The organism is Agrobacterium sp. 10MFCol1.1, from assembly GCF_000381165.1.
GTDB classification, from domain to species: Bacteria; Pseudomonadota; Alphaproteobacteria; order Rhizobiales; family Rhizobiaceae; genus Agrobacterium; species Agrobacterium tumefaciens.
In genome coordinates, this window is record NZ_KB906087.1 from 1 (window position 1) to 18,327 (window position 18,327).

An 18,327-nucleotide genomic window follows, 5' to 3' on the forward strand; every position below is an offset into this window, starting at 1 on the left:
ACCGGAGAGGTGGCCGAGTGGTCGAAGGCGCTCCCCTGCTAAGGGAGTATGATTTACCTCCGTAACCATTTTCAAACTACTGATTTCATTATTTAATTCGGTCAATATTTTTATTATCAAAATCGTCGTGTGCCAGATTTGTGTCAACGGCGCTCTTTTTTTCCAAAAACACGGTCGATAACTTCCCGGTTGGCATCACCCTCCACATACGTCTCAATCAGCAATCTGCGCGACTTCCATCCGCCATGGTCTGCGGTGGTTGCCACATCCACATCGTTTCTGACGATCATCTCCGTTGCAAACCCATGCCGCCCAAATTCGTGGCTGGTCAGCCTCGTCAAGCCAGCTTCCGCAATAACCTTGTCAACTCTTTTTTTCACCGTCGAGCGATTGGCGGCGGCAAAAACGAGATAGGGGTGAACGCTTCGGATATTGGCTAGATCAATCACCATAGCACGGGTCAAAAACACCTTGCGCGGCGTCGTCTTGGTTTTTTCCAGATATGCGGTTCCGAGCTGGAGGTTTACATCGTCCCATTTCAGGCGGCACGCTTCCGAAACGCGCGTTGCTGTCTCGAACATGAACCGAGCGATAGCTGCCGTCTCCGGCATATCCATCTTTTTGGCCGCCTTGCAAAACGCGTCAATCCATTCCTTGCTGCCCGCCGGCCGCGACTTCTTCTCCTCACGAAACCGCTTAACGCTGATCTTCGTCAGCCCCTTGGCGTCCGCAGCATGGTTGATGATGGCGCGCATGGGCGTAACCACCTGACGATTCCAGGTTGCCGGCGTTGCGTTGGGGTAGAGGAGTTTTGCGGCTTTGCGGATTTCGGGACCGGTGATGTCCTTGATAAGCGTTTTCCCGAAGTGATCGAGAAGCTTCACGGTGAAGCGAAGGTCTCGACCGTCATCGGCGTAGAGGGCAACCGCATGGCGGAATTCTAGGACGGCTTCCGGGCCGTGGACAGCGGCACGACGTTGCGCTGCTTCGTCTTTGATGGCGATGTCTTCCGCGAGCCTTCTATCAGTCGTTTTCGCAGAGCGGCGTGTTCTGCGTCCGTCCACCGTAAATTCATACTGCCAGACGTCGCTGCCTTTTCGCTTGTAGAGGTCTGGCATTCGTTAGGCTCCGGTCGTGCGGAATTGATGATTGTCTCGATATCGGACGGCATGAGGAACATGGCTTTGCCGATGACACGGCATGCGCCCAGCTGGCGCGCGCGCTCCCTCAATGTTCGTTCGGAGAGGTGGATACCGCAAGCGGCCATTTTTTCAACGGCGACCGATGGCGATATGGCTTGGTCTAACAGGCTCGTCATCCCTCGCTCCTTTCAAGCGCCGCTCGGCCGGCGTCGGTGATGAAAAGAAAAGGCAGGACATTAACGCTCGGGAATATTGAGTGATGAATGTTCTTCTTGCCAATTAATCCCTTCCTCTGCATCACAAATAGGCGAAGCGTAATGAAGCTATAATTGTTCTCAATAACGCCTCGCTCGCATTTTAGCCCGTCCAATCTCTGCGAATATCCATCTGGAACCCGTGACAGAGCCTCAAGGATAGATTGCTCAAATTTTGAGATAGCCATCACCGCTCCTCCGATTGCAGGGCGCTCTCAAGAGCCGATTCCGGGTAAATCTGGACAGGTCCGAAGGGCTTATCCAACTGGACGGCATATCCGCGTGGGGTCTGTTCGGTCGTATATGTGCCGACTACGCGGCCTTCCCACCATGAGCCGGATTTCTTGCGGACCAGATCGCCTTCATCAAATGCCCATCCGGTTTTTGCCTCCTTCTCGCGCTTCTCTGCTGCGGATATGAACGCCTCAAACTCTCTGAGGCATGCGACCTTCATTTCGTCTGTGAACTGAACGCCGCGCAACATCCCCTTGATGTTTTGCACCCAGACCTTTTCGTATTTTGTATCGGCCATCGTCAGCCTTCCTGCTTTGCGGGTGCTGCGGCGATGAATGCTGCATACAGTTCGGCCCATGACCTATCGTCAACCTCTCCGTTCTGAACCTGCTCGTAGACAATGCTCAACTGTTCTCGCGTTGCCTCCTTCGGCACGAGCTGCCACCCCGCCACGTCCTGCACCTGTGCGGCGGGAACGTATTTGATGCCGTGCTCTGGAGCGCCACCGTCATCTGCGTGGCAGAAGTTGGTTGCCGGGTCGAACACGAAGGGGTTTCCTGCCAACAGGCAATCAACGATCTCGCTTTCGTCCTGCACCTGTGCGGAGAGGGCGGAGCGTTCGGCGGACATCTGCCAAGCCGCATGCATCGCATTCTCGGCAATCAATGGGTATTCCTGAGGGAATTTGGGGTACACCTGTTCTTTAAACCATTGCTTAAACGCCAAGTACTCGCGTTCCATATCCTTTTGCGTCCAAGCCTTAGCGGACACGGATGACGCGTCCACCGGCTCCGCAGCGGACAGGGCGGCTTCGAGGGCGGCGCGGACCACGGGTCGCAGGATCGCGCGATTTGTGTCGTCATACTCATCGCCCATGATATCCGTGAACCCGTGCCAGCGTGGTTTTCCGTCCTCTGTCTTTTGAGTGAGCTGAACGCCCAACTCGACAGCCTCAGCAGGTGTGTACGAAAGATATTCGTTTATCCGAACACCTGAATGTTTCGGATCATCAGCAGGAATGATGTCAGCTTTGAGCGCGGCGTTCACGGCCTTTTCGACCATCTCATCAGTTACCATTGTGTTCGCCTCCTGTGCTGGCGAGGGCTGTGCGGGCAATGTCGAACAAGGTGTTCGGCACGTATTCTGCGTCGTGATATGGGAGAAACCGTTCCAAAGCCTCACGAAGCCGCTTCACCTCGGCCTCTGCTGCCTCGGCGCGGGCTATAACTTCGCGGCAGGCTTTCTGTTCTGCATCTCGCGCTTTTTCGCGGTCATGAAGCCTTGCCGATATCGTAGGATAGTCAGCCGTGCGCTCTTGCAGGATGGCGTTCTCGCGCTGCAAGCTTTCGAGGGTGGACGCTGAGTAAAGCGGCTCGCAATCCCATGAAGGCTTTTTGTCGTCAGCAAGGAAACCGCCCTTTGGGCCTTTCCAAGCCCATGCTACTGGCGTCACGCCTTCCAGCCCCTTCTTGATCTGTTCCAATGCGGTCATGACTTCACCTCATCGAGGCTGTCATAACGGCAAGTGTCGATAGGCCCGTCGCTTGGTTCGCCTGTGCTGAGATCAACGACTGGCGTTTCTTCGAGACATTCCGTATGGCAAATGCCAAGCTCGATATCCGTCGCGCAAATGTCGTTGGACTTGAATGCCATAGCGCATACGGGGCAGGCGTCTTCGGGTTTCTCGGTCATGGCGTATCCTCGCGATAGAACGTGACGGGCCGGTAGACGACGGCCTTTTTAGGCTTTTCGATCTTTGGAAAGCCGGGAGATTTGATTTTGCCAGCCGGACGGATGACGCCCGACGCCTTGTCCCTCTGACGATTCGACTTAGCGATCTGCTTCACGTCGTTGCGGGTTTTAAAGCGGTGACACTGAACGCAGATGGCGAGGCAGTTCTCCAGGCTGTTATCGCCTCCCAGCGCATCCGGCACAGCGTGATCGTACTGGACGCCGAGCGACAGGCTGCAATTGCACTGCTGGCCTTCCTCGAAGCCGTAGCGGGTGCCTGTGGCCTCGCAGCGAATGCCGGATCGCTGCAACGCTTCCTGCTTGGTTTTGCGAGTGAACTCGGTCCGGCTCATGACACCACCTGTAAGGTAGCTGCCATCACGAAAAAGATTGCCGTTAAGCTGGCGACGCACCGGCCGTGAAACTTGATGACTTTGCCGCGTTTATCCATTTCAGCCATCGTGCCGAACATGGCTGCAAAGCACATAGAGACGGCATACAGGGCGATTGAGATAGTGGTGACCATCACCTCTACCCTCCCAGCGCGCGGGACAGGCGCTTCCACCAAGGCAGGCGTGTGTTAATCTCGCGCTGGAGACGCTTGGTGGTCTCGTCGCGTTTGGTGATGTAGGCCAGCGTTGACGGGCGAGCATGGGGATAGCGCTTCAAATGCTGATGGATGCTGTTCATTTCGCCTCCAATGCTCTTTGATAGATGAGAAGGTTTGGAAGCGAGACCCTGACCAGCTTGTGGCCGTCATGCAGCTCCAGCCGCTTTTCAAACTCGATGATGATTTTCTCGGGTGTGGCGGATACGATGCGGGTCATGGGAACACCTGCAAAGTTACTGCAATCGTTAGAGCCGCAGCCGTTAAGAGGACGGCAGTCCTAGCGTCGTTTTCTGTAGCGTCACCTGATTTGCATTTCTCAGAAACTATGCCAAGGCAGAGAGCAAAGAATGCTGAAGCGAAGTAAAGAGCTATCGAAACAAGGGTACTCATGCTGCCTCCGAGAATGCTTGCTCTGGCGTCACGCCGAACGTCTCGGCAATGAAGCGGATAGCGTTTTCAAGGAACTGTTCAAATTGCGGCTCGCTCATGGAGCCGAATGAAACGCTGGCTGGCACTAAAACTGTGTAGCCTTTTACCTTGATCGGCGTGGTGAAGCCGGTTTCCATCTTGACGAGCGCGTGCAGGCTTTCGGCTGTCGGCGCACACTCGGTGGCCTTCACGACCTTACCGAGAAAGGCCCAATAGAAGCGCAAGCGCTGCGGAGAGCGACCGGTGCGAAGTTCCACCTTGATCCGCATGTCGTGCGGCTGCTGGCGGATCCACTCGCGGTCGGCTTCCATTTCACCTATGAGGGTGTCGCCACGCCTCAAACAATAAACAGGAGCGTTTTCGGATTTCATCAGCGGAACTCCGCAGCGAATGGAATCTGGTCGTCCATATCCCCGAAGTTGGCCGGCTGCTGGTTGCCGTAGCTATCGCGTTCCGGCTCGTCGTTCGGCCGCTGTGCAGGCTTGGGGCCTCCCATGAACGTGAGATTGTCGACGTTGATGCCGAGATAGGCTTTACCGTCATGGGCGCGAGCCGTAGGGCGGCCGGAAACGGTGAGCTTCGAACCCTTGACGATGTGCTTCGCCAAACCTTCGGCGCGCTTACCCCATAACGCGCAGTCAAACCATGTCGATGGACGGTCGTTGCCGCTCTTGTCCTTGCCGTTATCTACGGCGATTGAGAAGCCTAGAACCGGCTCCCCTTCGTTCGTGCGACGTAGAACGGCGTCTTTACCGACATTGCCGGCGATGATGAGCATCTGCATTTATGCGGCCTCCGAAGGTGTTAATTTTACTTTGAGAGTGTCCCGAAGGGCGTAGAGCGATGCGCCAAGATCGCGGTTTTCAGCACCGATCTTGTCCACGATGCTTTTTTCCTCTGCCCAGAATTTCGAGAGTGTTGCGAAATCTGCCGCACGGTTGAGTTTTACCGTAATCCTGTCGGCGGCCGCCTTGGCATTGAACGGCGGAACGTGCGCGTCCTGATCCGAGAAATTGACGCTCTCGTTGTCGGCGTCGTCACCAGTCTCAAGCCCGAGCGCTTTCAAGAGCGCATACTTGACGGCATAGGACATTGCCTTGCCTGGGCCTTTGTCCTGGGGATCTATGCCATAGCCGAACGTCGGCACTTCGAAGAAATCTTTCGGATCATCCACATTTACGAAACGAACGGTCATCGAGCATTCGGCGCGGTTGCCATTGTGGACGTGATCGCATCGGACCGGATAGTATACGATACCTGCTTCAAGAAGAGCAGGGCGAACCTTGGCCGTCACAGCGTCATGCGAGACGATGGTGTAATTCATGCCCTGCTTGCGCTCTTTCTGGATGTAGGACACAGCCCGCATAGCTTCAGCAAGGCGCTGGTGAATGTTCTTGTGGGGAAGCGGCTCAGCCATTTTCATTCTCCCTGCGTTTTTCAAAGAGCGGGCACGCACCCGCATTCACATCCTTGCAGCGAAGGTAAGGCTCCTCGTTTGACCAAAACTTCGGGTCTACGAAGCCTTGGCCCTCAAGCCGCTTGTGTTTCAGGCAAAGCCATCCGGTCGGGCTACGTTTGCGAGATTCCGCGACGACGAATTCGCAGTCGGTGCAAAAGGTCGGGGTCATGCTGCCGCTTCCATTTCTGCCGGCGGCGCGTACCAGGCTGCGCGTGTCTCGTACCAATCAGCGCGCTCGTCGCATTTATCGGCTTCGGAAAGCCATTTGGTTCGGAGGTAGTCGGGCGTATCTGGCTTCTCAGCGTCAGCGCGGTATTCTGCTGCAAGACGGCGTGCCATGCGTGCGCCCTTTAGGTGATCTGCGTATGGGTCTACCATTTAGGATCCTCCTGATGGATGATTGCCTGCTGCCGGTAATATTCGTTGGCCTTGATCATCGCTGCGCCGGTTGCTATGAAAAGCAGTACGTGAATGAGGATTGCCCATTCCGTGCCGATGCGGAGCTTTGTGAAAGTCCGTTGCAGAGACACGTTAATCTCGGCCGCCCGGCGCGTTGCGGCCTTTGCCTCACCGAACGCGACAATCTCCGCGTCATCCGCTTCTTGTGTGTTGGTGGTGGAGAAATGGGGCATCACGCACCAGCCTTCCGGGAGACGCGTACTGCAATGGCAGCCCTGCGGATGCAAACTTCGCAGACGCAGCAAGACGGCGCATCGTATTCGGAGCGGCCGAAGCAGGCCACAGCCTCGACTTCCTGACCGCACTCATCGCATGTCAGAGACGTCCAACTCCCGTTGCCAGTTATCGCGTCGACGTCGGCAGCAGTGAATCCTTCAGGCAAAGCAAGGAGCTTTTTCGTAATTTCCCGATGTTTAGCCCACCGGTCTCCAAAGATACCCTTATACTGCCTTTCCCATTCCTTAGGCGCTCTGGCGACAACTTCTGCTATGGTAATGATATCTGCCATTGTTCCTGCCCTTTAATGCGCGGGTACGCTGACAAAGCCCGCTGGGTGGTGTGTTGTTACTCTGACAAAGCCGGTGGGTTGGTTAGGCCTTGCGCATGTTTCGGGGGTCTATTGCGTCTTCCAGATCGCCAGCTTCGGGCCAAACAACAGCCTCTGCTTTCCCGGTGAAAACCCACCATGCGGCACGAATGGCTTCGAAAATGTTCTTGCGATAAGGGGTCGCAACTGCTCTGACCCACCTGCCATTCCGTTGTGTCGAAACCTGACCCGACTGCGGAAACATGCTGGATAGGCGATTGACGCCCCACGGAGTATGCTTGCTCATCTTCTTCTCCCGCTTTGCTGTGGTTACTTGGTGGGGCCGTTCCAAGGTCCGCCCCATCCGTCTGTGCCGCGTGCTTTTGCGCCGATCCACATGGACAGAAGACCGAACGGTATCGGCAGGACCAGATGAACGGGAGTTTGTGGCCAGACCAGTGGAAGCCACCCGCCGACCCAAATGCCTATCGCCACGCCGAAAAGGATTGACGATTGAACCCAACGGTTACCCATCATTGGCTCGCCCCTTCTACCGCTTCACACTTCTCGCGATGGCCGCGCCACTCTGCGGCCGCGTTGGCTTTCGCCCCCTTGTTGCACCATCCGGCACCCTTCCACCCGCAAGAGCATTCGCACTCGATGACGACTATAAATCTCGCCTTGTGATTGGGGTTTGTTTTTGCGCTCATGACGGGCGCACCTGCGTTTTGATTTCGTCACGGGCAGCTTCGAGCATCGCCCAAACTTCATCGATCTCGTGACCACTTTCGAACTGGTCTTCGATCCAATCGGCAAGTGCGTCGCAAACCGTTTCGCGAACCTGTCGAACAATGATCCGTTTGCGCTGTGATCTGTCGTTGGTCTTCATTTCCCTATCCCTTGTCTGAAGCCCTTGGCGGGGCGGCTGTCGCGGTTAGTCCGTGTAGGCGATGTAGGTGAACTTGCCGCCGCCGAAGCGTTCGAAACGACCGCCAAAGGTGCCTTGCACCCGCGCTATAACGTCCTCTCGCGTCGTGCCGGCCGGATATACGCCCTCGACTTTCTGCGATGAGTTGCTGTGCATGCTGATTGTGTAGTCAATCTTCGATGGGTCCAGCACACGGCGGACTTTCTCGACAAACGGTATAGGAGCGAAGTAGATGGTTCCTTCAGCCTCAACGACGAGATCGTCTTCGGCTTCCCACTTGCAAACCGGGCAATACTCGCGTGGTGTGGTGCACTTGCTGCACGGAGCGTTGATATGGCAACTGCAGCTCTGGTCCGTATCGTGTTCTTCCAGAAGGCCAAGGCATCCTTCCCGACCACATACCTGACCAACTTCGTATCCAACTTCTTCGCAGGTTATCGTGCTCACAGGCGTTCCTCCTGCATCATCTCGCGACGATGGTCGGCGGCGTCTTCCTTGGCAGACTGGTGTTGCTGATCGGCTTCCGTGAGCATCCAAGTGTGGAAGTCGTCGCCGGTCGTGAAATGCTCTTCGATCCAGTCTGGTATCGACACAGGGTCAGGCAACGCCTTGAGGCCCTGCATCTTGAAGAACTGAACCTTGCTGACTTCGGCCATAGGCATTTCTGCCGGATCAACCAGCGTTGCCTTGCTGCCGGGATGGACCGTGAAGTCCACCACCATCTGCAATTCAATCTCTGTCCCGCTCTCGCTGGCGCTGATCGAGATGTACTGTTCTGCGCGGTATTTGTTGCTCATCGTCATCACTCCGCAGCCTGCAGATTTGCGCCGCGAACGAGTCCGAGAGTGCGGTGGTTCATGGTGTCGTACTCAGGGACCAGAGGAACCTTGGCATCGGCAGCGTCTTCGCCAGCCTGAAATGCGTGGTCGATATCCAGCGACAGGACACTCGCGTCCGGCATGTAGTCGATGTCACCGCCGCAAGCCTTGATGCTCTTGAGGAGGAAATCATGGAACGCAATCGATGCTGCCTTGAATGCTTCGGAATTGGCCTTGAAAGACCGGCTCGGGTTCATCCCGGCAGATTCCGCATCCAGCGCGGCTTTCAATGCTTCGATGTGCTTTTCCATTTGCTCATCCTCAGTGGTTGAGATCGAATTGGAGATCCGCCCGGTCACCACTGACCGAGGCCGTCTCCGCTGAATGGGTGTTCGTTGTCATCCATGTGATGCTGGCAAAGCCATTCGATGCCGGTGATCGTGTGGACGCCATTGACGGCAGCCTCGCCGCAGCACCCGCAAACCTTGAACTTCATAGGCGACCGGCCGTCATGGCGCGGATAGGACGACTTCCTGCTGCGCCGCTTGGTCTGCTTCACCGCTTTGCAGGACTTGGAGCAGAACAACGCCCAACCACGAGCGCGGTCTGCAGTACGAGCCTCGAAAGGCTTTTTGCATTCCTTGCACTGGTAAGTGGCTGTTGAGGCCATCGTCGTATCTCCGGTTCTTGTGGTGGCAGCGAGATCGGCGGGTGAGGCGTCTTCGTCGCTGCTGATGACTTATGAAAGCATATCTTTCATTCATGCGCAAGCGAAAAGAAAGCATTGCTTTCCGAAAAGTGAAAGCGTATCTTGCGGCACAGATGGGCGACCGGGTGCAACTCCCGAGCTGGTGAAGCCCGAGGCGCGGGGAGCGTAAGTCCTACTGTGCTGCCAGAAAATGAGGACGGATTAGCCGAGAGGCATCCTGCAAATCGACCGACCGACCTGACGGTTCAAGTCGAGCAAACGCTCTCCCTGCCTTTTGGGATCGGTTTCGGTTCTGAGGGGTAGGGGGAGCTTTGCTGTCTCCCTCCCTCTCATCAAGTTCAAGATCAAGATTTCAGAGATAGAACAGAGAGTTGAATAGGTAGTAGGATATACGTGTGTGAGCGATGAAACTCATGCGAGATTTTATTTTCCCGAAAGCGAATCAAAACGACTCGACTCTTCCGTTAGAAGGTGCTTTTTTAGCGTGAACGGAATAGGAACAAACGGGAGAGAGAAATGAAGAGGCCGCCAGTCGATCATCCGGATGCGATGAGACTTGTTGTTGAAATATCAAGTCTTTATGTCGCTTGCGACGACTGCGGTCATTCTCGAATTCTTGGCCTTGACAACTTAAGAAAAGCTGGCGACCTCGGGGTGCATAACTACATGCAATTATGCCGGAAAATAAGGTGCAGTGAGTGTCCTAAAAAGCTGCCGGCGCTGAGAAATCTCACGATACGTCCAACTTGGCGCGCGGGATCAGATCACAGCATTGCGTGAAAAACGACCTTGTGGATGCTGAAAACCTTGGATGCCGGAAACTCCAGTTCATGAGTTTCATCTGGACCGGGGTTATACTGGTAGAGACGTAGAACGTCGCCGCTTTGGCTCTCAAAGCGTTTTATATAGCTCGAAACCTCATCATCTTCAAAATCCCCAAGGATTTGAACAATCACGTCATCACCCTTGCGATATCGGGCGTGTGGGTTGGCCCATGCCGTTTCGCCGTTGTAAAATCGCGGCTCTCCTGATGTCCCTTGTATCTGGACCGCATAGGCGCCCTCAACATCTTCAAGGCCGGGTGGGCAAAATACCCTGGCTATGTCCTGTCCGTTCATGATGAAGCGGCCGTTTGGACCAGCTGAAATTTGACCTCTCAACGGGATAGATACGTCTCCCGGGAATGCTTGCCAACGAGGGGGGAAACTAGCGTTGGGCTGTGGTCGCTTTGGTGTAGCCGCATCCGGCTGCGCTGGTGCCGTCATTGACCGCTCACCAGTTCCATAAGCCAGCCACTCCAGACGCACGTCAGCGAGCTTCGCAAGCTTGCTGAGGTTCTCCATCTTGACCCCTTTGCCTTGCTCCCAGTTCCCCACGGCGCCTCGGGAAACGCCTAACGTCTCGGAAAGATCTTCCTGAGAATCAACGCGCAAAACCTGCTCACGCACCTCACGGATGCGGGCGCCGCGACTCAAATCTATTTTGGGCTCTTTTTTCATTAGCGGAATATGCAACAAGAAAGGCGAACTTTCATCGAAAGAGATGCTTGCGCTTATGTGAAAGATATGCTTTCATACATGTATGGAAAACATCTGCGAAAAAGCCAAAGACTCTGTAGGTGGCCCAGCTGCCCTCGCGAAGGCTCTGGGGAGCGTTACTCCCCAAGCCGTGTCCCAGTGGAAGAAAGTTCCAGCCGAGCGTGTGCTTGATGTCGAGCGCATTACCGGGATTTCACGGCATGAACTTCGGCCAGACGTTTTCGGTACCCCGGAGCGCGCACAATGACTGGGCTTCACCAAAACCCGCCCAAGCGTGTGCTTGATATGTACTCCTGCACTGTTGAGCAATGGAGAGGCCTTCGCGATTTGGGTCTGAAGATGGTTGCTGAGGGACAATCGAAAGACGCAACACCTCTCCGAGCGTACCAGCACCAGAAGTTTGCAGCCGAGGTCAAGCGCGGAATTGAGTTTCGACTGACACTCATGGAGTGGTGGGACATTTGGGAAAAGTCCGGGCATTGGGCCGATCGAGGTTTGGGGCGCGGCTGGCATATGTGCCGGATCGGGGATCAGGGATGCTATGAGGTCGGTAACGTCTTCATCGGTGAAGGTGTCGAAAACCTCTCCGCCGCAACAAAGGTCGCTGACCTTCCTATCGGTGTTGCGATAGCGATCAAGGGTAGAACTAGACGATACCGAGCCTATTGCAACGTAGGTGGTCGCCAGCGCCACATTGGGTTGTTCGAGACGGCTGAGGAAGCACAGGCCGCATACGAAAAGGCCCTCGAACTGGACAACCAGATCAAGGCTTTGGCCGAGAAGAAATTCAAAAAACTTAAGGCCGAGATTCAAGGAAAGCCGCTTTCGGTTGTGGAAACAAATGCCGAGTACGCGGCTCGAAATCGCAGGGCCGCAGCATGACATGGAACACCAACATCACCGAAGCCAAGACGGGCGATTACGTGTGGCTGGCCCTGCCGTGTGGGCGGGTGCGTAAGTCGTACTGGTACGGCGGTGATTTCGTAGACACGAACCCACATGAGCCGCCAATCGCTTGGCAACCCTACGTCAAGCCCATTCATCCGTTCGAACTCGCAAAGCAAGAGGAGAGTGCATCGTGATTTTCGAGATCGTCAAAACCGGCCTCCTGTGCGCTGCTGGTCTTATCGCCACCGCTGGTGCGTTCCTCTTTTACGTCGCCTGTGTAATCAACAGAGAAGACCCGGATAACGAGGAGTGGGATTGATGGAGTGCAATTTCGTCGTTGGGCAGAAGGTTGTGTGCGTTGATGCGGATGTACGATTTGAAGCGCCACGTAATGGGGCAAGGGTCGTTAACACAACTCTTGGTGAAATCGTTGAGGGCAAAACATACACCATTCGCAGCGTTTTCTGGGATGAGTTGTGGGAATGCGTTCTGGTGAGGCTCGAAGAGGTTAGGCGAGGAAACTCCAGATACAAGGGTGAATATTATGAATCTGGATATGACCCGCGCCGTTTCCGACCAGTGAAAACTCGCAGCACTGATATTTCGATCTTCAAGGCGATGCTGACCCCGTCGAAAGAACAGGTGTCCGCATGACCACTCGCCCTCCTAAGCCAAAACCCATCAACATGCAGTCCCTACAAGCCGAGCTAATGGCAGAGGTAGCCCGCATTAACCGAGAGAATGCAGAGAGATGAAAGCAGTAGCAAAAATCATAGCCTTTGGGGCGGTGATTTGGCTTGGAGCCTTTCTGCTTTCAGTTGGTGCTGCTGTTGTCTACGACCTGTATGGCGTCAGCTACAATCCGGAAAGCATATGGTCGCGGTTCATAGTTTACTCGCTTGGCGTAGTCGTGGGCTGGATTCTTCGAGAGTTTTGAGCGCCCCTGAAACAGACGCTCAAAGCGGGCTGGTATCCTCCCCCTCCCAGGTATCAGCCCGCATCACCTTCACGCGGGGAAAGCCTTTCGCCAGTCTCATTACAACGGCTTGAGTGGCTTCCCCGAGTTCAACGAAATGAGCTGATGGCAAGTGCGGCTCGCCATCAGCATCCAAAGAGCGGGGCGGCGGATTGCTCTTTGGAAACGGAATTAGGTTCGTCTGATGCGGCGGGCCGGGATCGCGGACATCGTTGCAAGCTTTGCCTGCGATCCCATCATTTTCATGCCTGTGGCCCATCTGCGTCTCTCCTGTACGAGAGCGAGATAACCACAGGAGAACCGGAATATGCCGGGAGAATCACCCGAATATGCGGAAATGCTAAAGCAGGGAAAATGCAAGCAAATGTCTGACGTAGCGACAGCAAATTTTCTGGTCGAGGAGATCGGTGGAAAGCGCCGCGTCTCGGAAATGCTCTACACGGCCTTTCGGGAGCTTAGCAAGCGCTACCCTCATAAGGCCGACCCCGAAAACAAATGGACAGAGCGCCGCCTTCGCGGGTGGTGGAACAACGAAAGCAATGTCGTGCGGCATTTCCAGATGATGGAGCTTTACGACACTGCGGAGCAACTGAGGAAGGCTCGGCAAGAACATGCAGAATACATCGAAAAGACCGCCCGCCTTCGTGCGCTGGCTGAGCTTCGAGCGTCGGCACGCTCTGGCGATGTGGGCGCGTGATTGGGCGACGTGGTTCTCTGAGTGGGTCTGCCCCGAATTGAAGGATGATGAGTGATGTCAATGCAGATCGCTAAAAATGTCATTAACAACTTGAAGCTCGATATGCAGGCGTCTCCAATGACCGTAACCCTCCACCTCCCATTCCCTGTCTCTGTCAACGCGATATACGCCAATGGAGGGCGCTAATGTCTGGGCCATTTCAAAAAGCCAAGATTAAAACATGCTGCGGATGCGGCAAGGAGTTCTTGGCGCTATGGGCAAGGCAGATTTACTGCGCACCCTGTCAGGGCGAGCGCCGAAGCACCGTTAACCTCCAGTCTATCAAGAAGCATAGGACTGCTAAGTCTGCAGCTTTCGATGAACTTAGGCAGAGGTCGGTTGACAATAGCAGGCCGTTGCCTGGAGCATTTAAGCGACCAGACTATCAGTGGTTCGTGACGTTCAAAATTCCGTTTGCAAACTCGTCGTCAAAGAACCGACGTTGGGCTCAGATCGCGAATGGCGGTGGGGTCTACATTCCAGAGCACGTTCTTAACTATACGGCCCTAGTCATCAGCGAAACCAAAAAGGCTATGAAGGACCAAACTATTTTTAACAACAAGGTCTGGCTCAGCTTTTTTGTTCAAAAGAACGATCACAAGTCTGACGCTGTGAACGTTGTCGACACCCTTTGTGACGCCATAAAAGTGGCCTTGGATGTAGATGATCGATGGTTCTCAATCGACATGGTTGATTGGGAAGTGAAGAAAAAAGAACCATACATCTACGTAAAAATAGGACAAGAAGACTGCTTTGACGCTCGGGTGTGTTCCCATTGCGGGGGCGTGTTCCCATTGGATAGCTTCCACAAATCCAAACATAACAAACTCGGGGTTGGCCGAGAGTGCCGAGAGTGCAAACGCGTGGTTTCGGCCAAGAGGGCAGAGGTGACCGCATGAAAACCATCAGTGATTTCCTCGTCATGCACGGGGTCATTCAGGACGACAGCAAATGCCAGCGCTTGGTGATGACGTGGGCCTCTGGCCTGCAAGCACCATGCATTGTGACAGTCACAGAAGCGGCACAGGAGGTCGCAGCATGAACAGAGTTATTCTCAACATGGATGAGCAAGGCTGCTTCACGATCTACAGCGACGAGCCAATCGAATTTTACCTCATCAACGATCATTGCCCTGATGACCGGGTTTATCAGATGGATGTTGAGGTTGGCGTTGAAAAGGTCCGCGCTCAACTGGCCGACGATCCAATTGGCCACAAGAATGACGACCACTGGCTGGGATCTGGCCACGGCCCAAGGAAAGCGCCGTCGAAGCGGAAACTGGAGGTGGTAAAGTGACCGAAGAAATCAAGACAATTCTGTCCGTCTGCGTTGGCGAAGACCTTGCAGTCGCCCTCATCGAGCATCGCAAGAAGACGGTGAAGAAGCCTCTGACCGCATATGCTGCCAAGCTCCTCGTCAAGGAATACGAGAAGACCGGAAGCCCACAGGAAGCCGCAGAAATGCAGATCCTGCACGGCTGGCAGGGTTTCCGCTCTGACTGGTTCACGAACGCTCGCGCCAAGCTCCCCCATGCCGGGACCGATCGACCGCCGCCATTCGGAACATACAGTGTATCGCCCGTCGCCCGCATGTCGGAAAGCCGGGAAGAGTACCAGCGCCGCGAACAGGAGCGGGCAGCGAGGAGTTGGAGATGAATATGCACCTCGCAGATCATCCGCAGCCTTGCCCGCTATCTGAAAAAGAGAAGTCCGTCACCAAGTGGCTAGCGATGGGAAAGACCATGGGTGAGACAGCTGAAATACTCGGTTGCCACCTGATGACGGTTTCACGGCGAATGATTACGGCGAGAGAGAAGACCGGCGATTACACGCTTCACGGCTTCATTGCTCGATCAGTTCGCAATGGGTGGGTCGAATGAACATCATTCCTAAGCCAATCACCACAGCCAAGGCGGCCGGCTCTGATCGCAAGAAGCGAGAAACAGCCATTCACCGCATCATAGACCAATACCTGCAAGGACGCGGCGCGTCGGCCTGCATGGACGAAATCAAGCGCATTCTCGGCAGGAAGTAAGGGGAAAGATATGAAAGTAGCACTGTGCATGGAAGAGGGTGGTGATCAGATCGTCCTTACACCAGAGGACGACAGAGAAACCGCCATACTTGGCCTCATGTTCTCGATCGAGAAGAGAGAGTTGACGGTCAAACGCGGGCAATTCTACAAAAATCAGGCAGGTTATTTCAGAGAAGGATCGGAGAAAACGAGCACGATACTCGTTCTAAAGCGACCGAGCGGCGGCGCTGAATAATAGAAGGGGCGGCGGGCATGAGGATCAAGAGGAAGTCACGAAAGACAGAAATGCCGATGGAGTTTGACGGTCTCGGCAACCGGCATTCCGAAATGCGGACAATAGAGATCGACAACCCGCATTACAGCCGTGTGCATGCAGGGTCACCGGGGAACCCGAAGACAATCACAGCCGCACTCAATCTGCGTGAAAGCCCGATCGCCATGATGGCAGCAAAGGGCCACCTTCAAGATCACCAGGTACAGGCGGCAATCAAATTCCGCCGCCTCTGGGAAGTTTTAGGTGGAGCTGGCGCAGGATCGTTCGACTACGCCCGCGAACCAGTTGACGGGGGAGGCCCAAGAGAGCCTATCACCGATAACCAGATAGACGCAGGATTCCAGCTCAAGTCTGCGCAAATGGTTATAGGTCATCGAGCCTTTGCCATTGTCGAAAAGGTGGCCGGCGAAGGGCGCAACATCTCCGAGCTTGGTACCTCTCACCGCGAGAAAACAACGCTTGCAGACTATTTGCGCAATGCTCTCGAAGACCTCGCAGAACATTGGGGATATCGCAACCGGCAGCATAAACGGCGCGCTTAGGACTTGCCAACTTATAAGCTGTAGGTTATTGATTATTTAGATGGCGATTTGCGCATCGCAGCCGCCGAATCAGTTTCGGTCGATTGGCCGAAGAACTCCAAGGTTGCGCGCTTCCGATAGCGCCTTGGTTTCAAGATTCTCGGAGCGTGGTGGCAGAGTGGTAGTTGCTGGGCCTAGCCTAGTAGAGACGCCTAGATGCCACGAGGGACGCGAAACCGATCAGTACGTGTTGGTAGCTTAGGCCTCGCGGAATATCGGCCCTTCCAATTCGCCCAACAGGGCAACGGAATGCGAGGCGGCGCTGAAAGCCAGAAGCGCACTTAGAGGTGGGAAACCGCTACGGCGGCGAGTCCGGTCTATGGCGAAAAGCAGCAGCTTACAAACCGGAGCCACGGTAGCGTGTGGCCCTCGCAGCAAATCAGGCGATGATGTTCGGTGCTGTTCTGGGATAGCAGCGCAGTTGGAACCAAACATCTATAAGCGGCCCAGCGGTCGCCTGCATTTCACCAGCCCCGCCCGTAACAAGGTGGGGCTGAATACGTTTCAGGAGATGAGCAATGAAGGTCACAGCGCTTCATGAAAGCAAGCTTGGGCCTCGCCTCATCGCTCTATTCATCGACGCCGGGTTTATCTGCTCTTGGCCTCTGGAATGGACCCCCGCAGGTTTGAAGGCCCGAAAGGAAACGTTCCGTGGCGCTTAAGGCATATCGCAAGACAGCTTTGGTTATGGCTGAGCAATTCCTGCCCGCAACTGGACAAATACCTAAGGGTGTCTACTCGGACGGCCACGGCGATCCGCGCAAGCGACCGGATTGCTCTTGGGTTCTTGATACCAAAGAAGGGCGGCATTTCGTTCGCGATGGTGATTACATCTGCACAGGCCCAGCGGGAGAGCAGTGGAACGTTGCTGCTGAAATTTTCGAGGCGACCTACGAGGAAGCCGCGCAACAGAAGCCGATGAAGTTCCTAAATTCCGCCGATGGGAAGGTTTACGAGGTGATTTCTCATAGCGATGACGGGGTAACCTTTAAGCTCGAAGGGCGAGAAACGCTATACTATCTTGGCAAATCGGAGTTCGATAAACGGTTTAAGCCGGTGAAAATCGAAGAAGACATGGTTCGATTCAGAGGCGATACATCAGAGGGCGGGAAGATAGTCCTTTGTGAGTATCCAGAGGGTTTTATTCTCCGCCACCACGGCGAAGTGGTATGGCGCGAGTGGAGCCGTCCCTCAGCCGCCTAAGCCCATTCACCAGCCCACATGGAGAGAGCGATGAACCGATGCGTCCACTTCGTCGGTTTTAAGGGTGAGGAATACCACTCGGCCATCAAGGCATTCGGCCCGCCGCATTTCATCCATCGCGGATGGGACTTGAGAGCGCAGCGCGAGATTTCTGATGATGACCTAGTTGTCTTCGCTGCCGGCCCTCACGATCAGGAGCCGCGTGTCAAAAGCTTTGATGACCTTCGGGAGCCCACCCCATGACCACCACCGAGCAAGAGCGGGAGAGGGCATGGTGGGACGATTACGACATCCCGCCAGCCTCACCAGTTATGACAATGCAGATTGAAGCCCCAGAGCGATTTGATCATCCCTGCGGCTTTATCAGGTTAAAAGAGCGCCACAGGGTGAAGGCACCTTCGCGGCGCATCTAAAAATTTCATGGGAGCGGATTACCTAACTTCGACAGCCGGTCGCGAGGCAACAAGGCTTCACTCGTGGCTAAGAACCTCGCCGCCGCTCCGGGGATGTGTTCCTGCATCCTTCATATTTCGGCGCAAGTGAGCAAGGCCGGCACTTTAAGCATAAAGACCGTGTATGATCACGCTATGAAAACAACGCTGAGGCAACCGTGGCGAAGATAGAACACCCGATCATCACATATATCCGCGACGCTATTGCCGCACTCGAACTGCTGCCCGACAGCGACGCTAAGCGCGACCTTGAGGATAAGCTTAATGAAGCTCTTGTCGCAGCACGCTTTGCTATTGATGGCGGGGCATAAGCAAGACCAGGATAACCCCAGATAGGGAAGAGAAC

The 18,327-nt window shown here is 54.9% G+C and carries 40 protein-coding genes; 18 read left to right on the top strand and 22 right to left on the bottom strand.

The features are described 5' to 3' along the window. Nucleotides 1-143: 143 nt before the first annotated feature. From F617_RS0125920 to F617_RS27410, 21 genes are all read right to left on the bottom strand, one after another. On the bottom strand, nt 144-1,118 hold the full coding sequence (locus F617_RS0125920; protein WP_019567308.1) for a tyrosine-type recombinase/integrase: 975 nt from the start codon (nt 1,116-1,118) through the stop codon (nt 144-146). A 465-nt stretch (nt 1,119-1,583) separates the two neighbouring features. Further along, nucleotides 1,584-1,928 (bottom strand): hypothetical protein, encoded by a 345-nt coding sequence (locus F617_RS29195; protein ID WP_019567310.1) that lies wholly within the window; start codon nt 1,926-1,928, stop codon nt 1,584-1,586. 2 nt (nt 1,929-1,930) lie between these two features. Beyond that, on the bottom strand, nt 1,931-2,707 hold the full coding sequence (locus tag F617_RS0125935; protein ID WP_019567311.1) for a hypothetical protein: 777 nt from the start codon (nt 2,705-2,707) through the stop codon (nt 1,931-1,933). After that, nucleotides 2,697-3,113 carry a hypothetical protein gene (locus tag F617_RS0125940; RefSeq protein WP_155846297.1) on the bottom strand — a complete coding sequence of 139 codons (417 nt, stop codon included), beginning with the start codon at nt 3,111-3,113 and terminating at the stop codon, nt 2,697-2,699. The genes F617_RS0125935 and F617_RS0125940 overlap by 11 nt, the downstream gene beginning before the upstream one ends. A gap of 5 nt (nt 3,114-3,118) precedes the next feature. Then, the gene (locus F617_RS28510) at nt 3,119-3,322 is read right to left on the bottom strand and encodes a hypothetical protein (RefSeq protein WP_155846298.1); all 204 of its coding nucleotides are present in this window, start codon (nt 3,320-3,322) and stop codon (nt 3,119-3,121) included. After that, nucleotides 3,319-3,714, bottom strand: a complete 396-nt coding sequence (locus F617_RS0125950) for an HNH endonuclease (protein ID WP_019567314.1) — start codon at nt 3,712-3,714, stop codon at nt 3,319-3,321. Before F617_RS0125950 ends, F617_RS28510 begins: the two co-directional genes overlap by 4 nt. After that, on the bottom strand, nt 3,711-3,887 hold the full coding sequence (locus F617_RS28515; RefSeq protein ID WP_019567315.1) for a hypothetical protein: 177 nt from the start codon (nt 3,885-3,887) through the stop codon (nt 3,711-3,713). The genes F617_RS0125950 and F617_RS28515 overlap by 4 nt, the downstream gene beginning before the upstream one ends. Before the next feature lie 5 nt (nt 3,888-3,892). Continuing rightward, nucleotides 3,893-4,051 (bottom strand): hypothetical protein, encoded by a 159-nt coding sequence (locus tag F617_RS28520; RefSeq protein ID WP_019567316.1) that lies wholly within the window; start codon nt 4,049-4,051, stop codon nt 3,893-3,895. Continuing rightward, the gene (locus F617_RS28525; protein ID WP_019567317.1) at nt 4,048-4,188 is read right to left on the bottom strand and encodes a hypothetical protein; all 141 of its coding nucleotides are present in this window, start codon (nt 4,186-4,188) and stop codon (nt 4,048-4,050) included. Before F617_RS28525 ends, F617_RS28520 begins: the two co-directional genes overlap by 4 nt. A gap of 169 nt (nt 4,189-4,357) precedes the next feature. Then, nucleotides 4,358-4,771, bottom strand: coding sequence for a hypothetical protein (locus F617_RS0125970; RefSeq protein WP_019567318.1), 414 nt, complete (start codon nt 4,769-4,771; stop codon nt 4,358-4,360). Beyond that, entirely contained in the window at nt 4,771-5,184 is a 414-nt protein-coding gene (locus F617_RS27585) for a single-stranded DNA-binding protein (RefSeq protein WP_019567319.1), read from the bottom strand. The genes F617_RS0125970 and F617_RS27585 overlap by 1 nt, the downstream gene beginning before the upstream one ends. Next, complete coding sequence (locus F617_RS27590) at nt 5,185-5,817, bottom strand: ERF family protein (RefSeq protein ID WP_019567320.1); 633 nt, start codon at nt 5,815-5,817, stop codon at nt 5,185-5,187. A gap of 207 nt (nt 5,818-6,024) precedes the next feature. Next, nucleotides 6,025-6,237: a hypothetical protein gene (locus F617_RS0125990; protein ID WP_019567322.1), complete on the bottom strand. Its 213-nt coding sequence runs from the start codon at nt 6,235-6,237 to the stop codon at nt 6,025-6,027. After that, nucleotides 6,231-6,494, bottom strand: coding sequence for a hypothetical protein (locus F617_RS0125995; protein ID WP_155846299.1), 264 nt, complete (start codon nt 6,492-6,494; stop codon nt 6,231-6,233). Before F617_RS0125995 ends, F617_RS0125990 begins: the two co-directional genes overlap by 7 nt. Nucleotides 6,495-6,908: 414 nt before the next feature. Beyond that, on the bottom strand, nt 6,909-7,151 hold the full coding sequence (locus tag F617_RS0126005; RefSeq protein ID WP_019567325.1) for a hypothetical protein: 243 nt from the start codon (nt 7,149-7,151) through the stop codon (nt 6,909-6,911). A gap of 399 nt (nt 7,152-7,550) precedes the next feature. Next, a complete protein-coding gene (locus F617_RS0126010) occupies nt 7,551-7,733 on the bottom strand; it encodes a hypothetical protein (protein ID WP_019567326.1) in 183 nt (60 codons plus the stop codon). A 45-nt stretch (nt 7,734-7,778) separates the two neighbouring features. Beyond that, nucleotides 7,779-8,219 (bottom strand): hypothetical protein, encoded by a 441-nt coding sequence (locus F617_RS0126015; RefSeq protein ID WP_019567327.1) that lies wholly within the window; start codon nt 8,217-8,219, stop codon nt 7,779-7,781. Beyond that, nucleotides 8,216-8,569, bottom strand: coding sequence for a hypothetical protein (locus tag F617_RS0126020; RefSeq protein WP_155846300.1), 354 nt, complete (start codon nt 8,567-8,569; stop codon nt 8,216-8,218). The genes F617_RS0126015 and F617_RS0126020 overlap by 4 nt, the downstream gene beginning before the upstream one ends. Nucleotides 8,570-8,574: 5 nt before the next feature. Then, nucleotides 8,575-8,901, bottom strand: coding sequence for a hypothetical protein (locus F617_RS0126025; RefSeq protein ID WP_019567329.1), 327 nt, complete (start codon nt 8,899-8,901; stop codon nt 8,575-8,577). Nucleotides 8,902-8,945: 44 nt separating this feature from the next. Next, nucleotides 8,946-9,260, bottom strand: coding sequence for a hypothetical protein (locus F617_RS28530; RefSeq protein WP_019567330.1), 315 nt, complete (start codon nt 9,258-9,260; stop codon nt 8,946-8,948). A gap of 803 nt (nt 9,261-10,063) precedes the next feature. After that, nucleotides 10,064-10,798 carry a helix-turn-helix transcriptional regulator gene (locus F617_RS27410; RefSeq protein ID WP_019567331.1) on the bottom strand — a complete coding sequence of 245 codons (735 nt, stop codon included), beginning with the start codon at nt 10,796-10,798 and terminating at the stop codon, nt 10,064-10,066. A gap of 82 nt (nt 10,799-10,880) precedes the next feature. On the opposite strand from F617_RS27410, the gene F617_RS0126040 reads away from it, so the two are divergent. The 6 genes from F617_RS0126040 to F617_RS0126065 all read left to right on the top strand — a co-directional run bounded on the left by F617_RS0126040 (nt 10,881) and on the right by F617_RS0126065 (nt 12,662). Beyond that, nucleotides 10,881-11,084 (top strand): Cro/CI family transcriptional regulator, encoded by a 204-nt coding sequence (locus tag F617_RS0126040; protein ID WP_019567332.1) that lies wholly within the window; start codon nt 10,881-10,883, stop codon nt 11,082-11,084. Beyond that, nucleotides 11,081-11,719 (top strand): hypothetical protein, encoded by a 639-nt coding sequence (locus tag F617_RS27595; protein ID WP_019567333.1) that lies wholly within the window; start codon nt 11,081-11,083, stop codon nt 11,717-11,719. Before F617_RS0126040 ends, F617_RS27595 begins: the two co-directional genes overlap by 4 nt. Further along, complete coding sequence (locus F617_RS0126050) at nt 11,716-11,919, top strand: hypothetical protein (RefSeq protein WP_019567334.1); 204 nt, start codon at nt 11,716-11,718, stop codon at nt 11,917-11,919. Before F617_RS27595 ends, F617_RS0126050 begins: the two co-directional genes overlap by 4 nt. Continuing rightward, nucleotides 11,916-12,044, top strand: a complete 129-nt coding sequence (locus tag F617_RS29070; protein ID WP_019567335.1) for a hypothetical protein — start codon at nt 11,916-11,918, stop codon at nt 12,042-12,044. The genes F617_RS0126050 and F617_RS29070 overlap by 4 nt, the downstream gene beginning before the upstream one ends. Next, the gene (locus tag F617_RS0126060; protein WP_019567336.1) at nt 12,044-12,379 is read left to right on the top strand and encodes a hypothetical protein; all 336 of its coding nucleotides are present in this window, start codon (nt 12,044-12,046) and stop codon (nt 12,377-12,379) included. The genes F617_RS29070 and F617_RS0126060 overlap by 1 nt, the downstream gene beginning before the upstream one ends. 97 nt (nt 12,380-12,476) lie before the next feature. After that, the gene (locus F617_RS0126065; RefSeq protein WP_019567337.1) at nt 12,477-12,662 is read left to right on the top strand and encodes a hypothetical protein; all 186 of its coding nucleotides are present in this window, start codon (nt 12,477-12,479) and stop codon (nt 12,660-12,662) included. A 19-nt stretch (nt 12,663-12,681) separates the two neighbouring features. Here F617_RS0126065 and F617_RS0126070 read toward each other — a convergent pair whose 3' ends face one another. Next, on the bottom strand, nt 12,682-12,960 hold the full coding sequence (locus F617_RS0126070) for a hypothetical protein (RefSeq protein ID WP_019567338.1): 279 nt from the start codon (nt 12,958-12,960) through the stop codon (nt 12,682-12,684). Between the two features lie 105 nt (nt 12,961-13,065). Here F617_RS0126070 and F617_RS0126075 point away from each other — a divergent pair, with 105 nt between their 5' ends. The 12 genes from F617_RS0126075 to F617_RS28550 all read left to right on the top strand — a co-directional run bounded on the left by F617_RS0126075 (nt 13,066) and on the right by F617_RS28550 (nt 18,292). Continuing rightward, nucleotides 13,066-13,398: a hypothetical protein gene (locus F617_RS0126075; RefSeq protein WP_155846301.1), complete on the top strand. Its 333-nt coding sequence runs from the start codon at nt 13,066-13,068 to the stop codon at nt 13,396-13,398. 185 nt (nt 13,399-13,583) lie between these two features. After that, on the top strand, nt 13,584-14,336 hold the full coding sequence (locus F617_RS27420) for a RusA family crossover junction endodeoxyribonuclease (protein ID WP_019567341.1): 753 nt from the start codon (nt 13,584-13,586) through the stop codon (nt 14,334-14,336). Continuing rightward, nucleotides 14,333-14,479 (top strand): hypothetical protein, encoded by a 147-nt coding sequence (locus F617_RS28535; RefSeq protein ID WP_019567342.1) that lies wholly within the window; start codon nt 14,333-14,335, stop codon nt 14,477-14,479. The genes F617_RS27420 and F617_RS28535 overlap by 4 nt, the downstream gene beginning before the upstream one ends. Continuing rightward, nucleotides 14,476-14,733 carry a hypothetical protein gene (locus F617_RS0126090; RefSeq protein ID WP_019567343.1) on the top strand — a complete coding sequence of 86 codons (258 nt, stop codon included), beginning with the start codon at nt 14,476-14,478 and terminating at the stop codon, nt 14,731-14,733. Before F617_RS28535 ends, F617_RS0126090 begins: the two co-directional genes overlap by 4 nt. After that, the gene (locus tag F617_RS27425) at nt 14,730-15,092 is read left to right on the top strand and encodes a hypothetical protein (RefSeq protein ID WP_019567344.1); all 363 of its coding nucleotides are present in this window, start codon (nt 14,730-14,732) and stop codon (nt 15,090-15,092) included. The genes F617_RS0126090 and F617_RS27425 overlap by 4 nt, the downstream gene beginning before the upstream one ends. Then, nucleotides 15,089-15,316: a LuxR C-terminal-related transcriptional regulator gene (locus F617_RS27430; RefSeq protein ID WP_019567345.1), complete on the top strand. Its 228-nt coding sequence runs from the start codon at nt 15,089-15,091 to the stop codon at nt 15,314-15,316. The genes F617_RS27425 and F617_RS27430 overlap by 4 nt, the downstream gene beginning before the upstream one ends. Then, nucleotides 15,313-15,471, top strand: a complete 159-nt coding sequence (locus tag F617_RS28540; RefSeq protein WP_019567346.1) for a hypothetical protein — start codon at nt 15,313-15,315, stop codon at nt 15,469-15,471. Before F617_RS27430 ends, F617_RS28540 begins: the two co-directional genes overlap by 4 nt. Before the next feature lie 10 nt (nt 15,472-15,481). Further along, complete coding sequence (locus tag F617_RS0126110; RefSeq protein ID WP_019567347.1) at nt 15,482-15,706, top strand: hypothetical protein; 225 nt, start codon at nt 15,482-15,484, stop codon at nt 15,704-15,706. Nucleotides 15,707-15,723: 17 nt separating this feature from the next. Next, nucleotides 15,724-16,287, top strand: coding sequence for a hypothetical protein (locus F617_RS0126115; RefSeq protein WP_245260869.1), 564 nt, complete (start codon nt 15,724-15,726; stop codon nt 16,285-16,287). A 690-nt stretch (nt 16,288-16,977) separates the two neighbouring features. Then, a complete protein-coding gene (locus F617_RS27600; RefSeq protein WP_019567350.1) occupies nt 16,978-17,529 on the top strand; it encodes a hypothetical protein in 552 nt (183 codons plus the stop codon). 239 nt (nt 17,530-17,768) lie between these two features. After that, entirely contained in the window at nt 17,769-17,942 is a 174-nt protein-coding gene (locus tag F617_RS28545) for a hypothetical protein (protein ID WP_019567352.1), read from the top strand. A gap of 197 nt (nt 17,943-18,139) precedes the next feature. Further along, the gene (locus tag F617_RS28550; protein ID WP_019567353.1) at nt 18,140-18,292 is read left to right on the top strand and encodes a hypothetical protein; all 153 of its coding nucleotides are present in this window, start codon (nt 18,140-18,142) and stop codon (nt 18,290-18,292) included. Nucleotides 18,293-18,327 lie beyond the last annotated feature (35 nt).

Coding starts and splice junctions, on each gene's coding strand:
- F617_RS27420 (WP_019567341.1), top strand. CDS start 13,584: ATGTCTGGGCCATTTCAAAAAGCCAAGATTAAAACATGCTGCGGATGC.
- F617_RS0125990 (WP_019567322.1), bottom strand. CDS start 6,237: ATGGTAGACCCATACGCAGATCACCTAAAGGGCGCACGCATGGCACGC.
- F617_RS0126115 (WP_245260869.1), top strand. CDS start 15,724: ATGAGGATCAAGAGGAAGTCACGAAAGACAGAAATGCCGATGGAGTTT.
- F617_RS28515 (WP_019567315.1), bottom strand. CDS start 3,887: ATGGTCACCACTATCTCAATCGCCCTGTATGCCGTCTCTATGTGCTTT.
- F617_RS0126040 (WP_019567332.1), top strand. CDS start 10,881: ATGGAAAACATCTGCGAAAAAGCCAAAGACTCTGTAGGTGGCCCAGCT.
- F617_RS28545 (WP_019567352.1), top strand. CDS start 17,769: ATGACCACCACCGAGCAAGAGCGGGAGAGGGCATGGTGGGACGATTAC.
- F617_RS0126075 (WP_155846301.1), top strand. CDS start 13,066: ATGTCTGACGTAGCGACAGCAAATTTTCTGGTCGAGGAGATCGGTGGA.
- F617_RS27430 (WP_019567345.1), top strand. CDS start 15,089: ATGAATATGCACCTCGCAGATCATCCGCAGCCTTGCCCGCTATCTGAA.
- F617_RS0126110 (WP_019567347.1), top strand. CDS start 15,482: ATGAAAGTAGCACTGTGCATGGAAGAGGGTGGTGATCAGATCGTCCTT.
- F617_RS28520 (WP_019567316.1), bottom strand. CDS start 4,051: ATGAACAGCATCCATCAGCATTTGAAGCGCTATCCCCATGCTCGCCCG.
- F617_RS28535 (WP_019567342.1), top strand. CDS start 14,333: ATGAAAACCATCAGTGATTTCCTCGTCATGCACGGGGTCATTCAGGAC.
- F617_RS29195 (WP_019567310.1), bottom strand. CDS start 1,928: ATGGCCGATACAAAATACGAAAAGGTCTGGGTGCAAAACATCAAGGGG.
- F617_RS28510 (WP_155846298.1), bottom strand. CDS start 3,322: ATGACCGAGAAACCCGAAGACGCCTGCCCCGTATGCGCTATGGCATTC.
- F617_RS0125920 (WP_019567308.1), bottom strand. CDS start 1,118: ATGCCAGACCTCTACAAGCGAAAAGGCAGCGACGTCTGGCAGTATGAA.
- F617_RS0126025 (WP_019567329.1), bottom strand. CDS start 8,901: ATGGAAAAGCACATCGAAGCATTGAAAGCCGCGCTGGATGCGGAATCT.
- F617_RS0126070 (WP_019567338.1), bottom strand. CDS start 12,960: ATGGGCCACAGGCATGAAAATGATGGGATCGCAGGCAAAGCTTGCAAC.
- F617_RS0126010 (WP_019567326.1), bottom strand. CDS start 7,733: ATGAAGACCAACGACAGATCACAGCGCAAACGGATCATTGTTCGACAG.
- F617_RS0126005 (WP_019567325.1), bottom strand. CDS start 7,151: ATGAGCAAGCATACTCCGTGGGGCGTCAATCGCCTATCCAGCATGTTT.
- F617_RS0126020 (WP_155846300.1), bottom strand. CDS start 8,569: ATGAGCAACAAATACCGCGCAGAACAGTACATCTCGATCAGCGCCAGC.
- F617_RS0125970 (WP_019567318.1), bottom strand. CDS start 4,771: ATGAAATCCGAAAACGCTCCTGTTTATTGTTTGAGGCGTGGCGACACC.
- F617_RS27590 (WP_019567320.1), bottom strand. CDS start 5,817: ATGGCTGAGCCGCTTCCCCACAAGAACATTCACCAGCGCCTTGCTGAA.
- F617_RS0125935 (WP_019567311.1), bottom strand. CDS start 2,707: ATGGTAACTGATGAGATGGTCGAAAAGGCCGTGAACGCCGCGCTCAAA.
- F617_RS28525 (WP_019567317.1), bottom strand. CDS start 4,188: ATGACCCGCATCGTATCCGCCACACCCGAGAAAATCATCATCGAGTTT.
- F617_RS27595 (WP_019567333.1), top strand. CDS start 11,081: ATGACTGGGCTTCACCAAAACCCGCCCAAGCGTGTGCTTGATATGTAC.
- F617_RS28540 (WP_019567346.1), top strand. CDS start 15,313: ATGAACATCATTCCTAAGCCAATCACCACAGCCAAGGCGGCCGGCTCT.
- F617_RS0126050 (WP_019567334.1), top strand. CDS start 11,716: ATGACATGGAACACCAACATCACCGAAGCCAAGACGGGCGATTACGTG.
- F617_RS0126060 (WP_019567336.1), top strand. CDS start 12,044: ATGGAGTGCAATTTCGTCGTTGGGCAGAAGGTTGTGTGCGTTGATGCG.
- F617_RS0126065 (WP_019567337.1), top strand. CDS start 12,477: ATGAAAGCAGTAGCAAAAATCATAGCCTTTGGGGCGGTGATTTGGCTT.
- F617_RS28530 (WP_019567330.1), bottom strand. CDS start 9,260: ATGGCCTCAACAGCCACTTACCAGTGCAAGGAATGCAAAAAGCCTTTC.
- F617_RS27585 (WP_019567319.1), bottom strand. CDS start 5,184: ATGCAGATGCTCATCATCGCCGGCAATGTCGGTAAAGACGCCGTTCTA.
- F617_RS0126090 (WP_019567343.1), top strand. CDS start 14,476: ATGAACAGAGTTATTCTCAACATGGATGAGCAAGGCTGCTTCACGATC.
- F617_RS0125950 (WP_019567314.1), bottom strand. CDS start 3,714: ATGAGCCGGACCGAGTTCACTCGCAAAACCAAGCAGGAAGCGTTGCAG.
- F617_RS27410 (WP_019567331.1), bottom strand. CDS start 10,798: ATGAAAAAAGAGCCCAAAATAGATTTGAGTCGCGGCGCCCGCATCCGT.